Source organism: Collinsella sp. LCP21S3_A9, assembly GCF_052118785.1.
Taxonomy (GTDB): domain Bacteria; phylum Actinomycetota; class Coriobacteriia; order Coriobacteriales; family Coriobacteriaceae; genus Collinsella.
Genome location: NZ_JBQKGN010000045.1, coordinates 1 through 1,876 on the forward strand (window position 1 = coordinate 1; position 1,876 = coordinate 1,876).

Below are 1,876 nucleotides of genomic sequence, written 5' to 3' on the forward strand. Positions count from 1 at the left end.
TCTCTCCAGATGCGGGTCCTGTGCCGGCGATGGAGCCATGCTGCGGCCAGCGCCCGCAGGTCGGCACCCACACGCGCCCAACCCCTCCGATAGTCGTAGTAGCGGTGGGATGTGCATCTGCGCTCGTGGCACAGCGTCCACTCCTCATACCGACGCTCGACCTCGGGGGCGCCCCACTGGTGGATGACGACCTCGCACGGCACGGCGCCGCGCCCGCCGCCCACCTCATCCCCCCATATCTCGACGGCTCCGGTGTCACCGACGATGGTGCGCTGGATATGACCCCACGGACTGATGCTGGTCGTGACGCCGGTCACGACTCGCCCTCCGGCACGATCAGGCCCTCGTCGGGCAGTTCGGCGACGCGACTCTGGATCGCGGCACGCGTGGCCTCGTCGGCGTCCTGCCACAGGGCGCGCAGTTCGTCGCGGTCGGTGATCGCTGACACATCCACGGTCGGCGCAGGCTTTGCGAGTCGCAACGGCTCGACCAGGTACGCGGCCCGCTTCCCGCGCTTCTCTGTCAGCGCGAGGCGCAACGGCTGGGCGATGTCAGACAGGTGGCTGATCTTGATGCCGCCGACCCGCTCGCCGCCGAACTGCACGTCGGGGTCGCGGTACAGGGTGAGCGAGCGGCCCGCGTAGGCCGATGATTTCGTGCCCCACGCTGCGATGAGGACACGACGCATTGTTTTGCTTGGGCGGTAGGGCCGTCCTGGCATCTCGCGCAGGTGGATGTTCACGGGCTGCTCGCCGCCGGGCACCTGCACTCGGTCGACGGTGAACGTGCGCGGGCCGGTCAGCAGGTCCTCCGCGTTGAGCTGGTCGCTCTTCGGCGCGATCGAGTCGTCAATGTCCATCTCGTCACTCCTCTGTGATGTCGTCGTCGTATGCCCATGTGGGCGGGATGAGGGGCCTGATGTCGTGGCTGTATCCGGGCCACCTGCCGGTCTCGACACACTGGCGGTAGAGCGTGATCGCCTGCGCCATCTCACCTTCGCCGAGCGCCAGATAGGAGGGATCAACCTCCCACACGCTGACGAGGTAGGGTGCCGTCTTCTCCTGGGCGACGATGCGAAACGGCAGCAAATCGCCGGTCAACTCTCGGCGGAGGCGGCGATACCATGCGGCCTGTAGGTAGTAGCGGAATCGGTGGGCAGCGGCCAGGAAACCGCGCTCTGAGGCGTCGCGGGCGGTCTTGTAGTCAGCGGTCCACCCCGGATTCATGACATCTGCCCGGCCACGTAGCCATAGTCCGTCAATGCGGGCAAACATCGACTGCTCGCGCTCGCCTGCGAGGGTCTCGACAGCGGCGGGGTGGCGGTATACGACGCCCGCCATGTCCTCTGCGAGGCGCATCTCGGCGGGCAGCAGTGCCACCTGTCCAGATGCGTGGGCAGCGTCGCGCACCTCACGGGCAGCCTTGGTGCGCCACGACTCGGCGGCCACCTCGACCACGCGCTTGCCCTCGCCAAGAATGAGGGCATGGACGGCGCTACCGAGGTCGAGTGCCGCTGTGCGGGGTCTACCGTGCAGCTCGTGGTGCCGGAATCTCGCCGGGCCACCTTCTTCGAGGAGCGCCTTGGCGCGGCTAACGGACAGCGAGCCGTCGGGGATGGGGTCGGCGTGGTAGTCGGCGTCGGGGATGCCGTCATAGATGCCGGGTCGGGTGATGGTGGTAGGCATGTCAATGTCCCTGATCGGTGGGCAGCACTTCCGTCCCGATCCGCAGTCCGGCGCAGACCACGGGCGCGAGGATGACGACGATGGGCACGATGATGTCGAGCACGATGCGGCGGGTCATGACGCACCGCCGAGCGCGGCGAAGTCGATCCCGGCGGCACGCATCGGCTCGGTGAGCGTCGCGAAGTGGGGGG

4 protein-coding genes are annotated in these 1,876 nt (G+C 67.9%); 1 reads left to right on the plus strand and 3 read right to left on the minus strand.

Going from position 1 to position 1,876, the window contains the following annotated elements; all coding sequences use genetic code 11:
- The 3 genes from ACTQ05_RS09400 to ACTQ05_RS09410 all read right to left on the minus strand — a co-directional run.
- Positions 1 to 317, minus strand: a 317-nt coding sequence (locus tag ACTQ05_RS09400; RefSeq protein WP_441538953.1) for a hypothetical protein, incomplete at its 3' end; no start/stop codon positions are given.
- Complete coding sequence (locus tag ACTQ05_RS09405; RefSeq protein WP_441538955.1) at positions 314 to 859, minus strand: hypothetical protein; 546 nt, start codon at positions 857 to 859, stop codon at positions 314 to 316. The genes ACTQ05_RS09405 and ACTQ05_RS09400, both read right to left, overlap by 4 nt.
- Before the next feature lie 4 nt (positions 860 to 863).
- Entirely contained in the window at positions 864 to 1,685 is an 822-nt protein-coding gene (locus ACTQ05_RS09410) for a PD-(D/E)XK nuclease-like domain-containing protein (RefSeq protein ID WP_441042353.1), read from the minus strand.
- A 4-nt stretch (positions 1,686 to 1,689) separates the two neighbouring features.
- Between ACTQ05_RS09410 and ACTQ05_RS09415 the strand changes: the two genes are divergently transcribed.
- The coding region (locus ACTQ05_RS09415) for a hypothetical protein (RefSeq protein WP_441538956.1) at positions 1,690 to 1,876 on the plus strand (187 nt) is incomplete at its 3' end.

Excerpts from the sequence above, each read along its gene's own strand:
- ACTQ05_RS09405 (WP_441538955.1), bottom strand. The coding sequence starts at position 859 with ATGGACATTGACGACTCGATCGCGCCGAAGAGCGACCAGCTCAACGCG.
- ACTQ05_RS09410 (WP_441042353.1), bottom strand. The coding sequence starts at position 1,685 with ATGCCTACCACCATCACCCGACCCGGCATCTATGACGGCATCCCCGAC.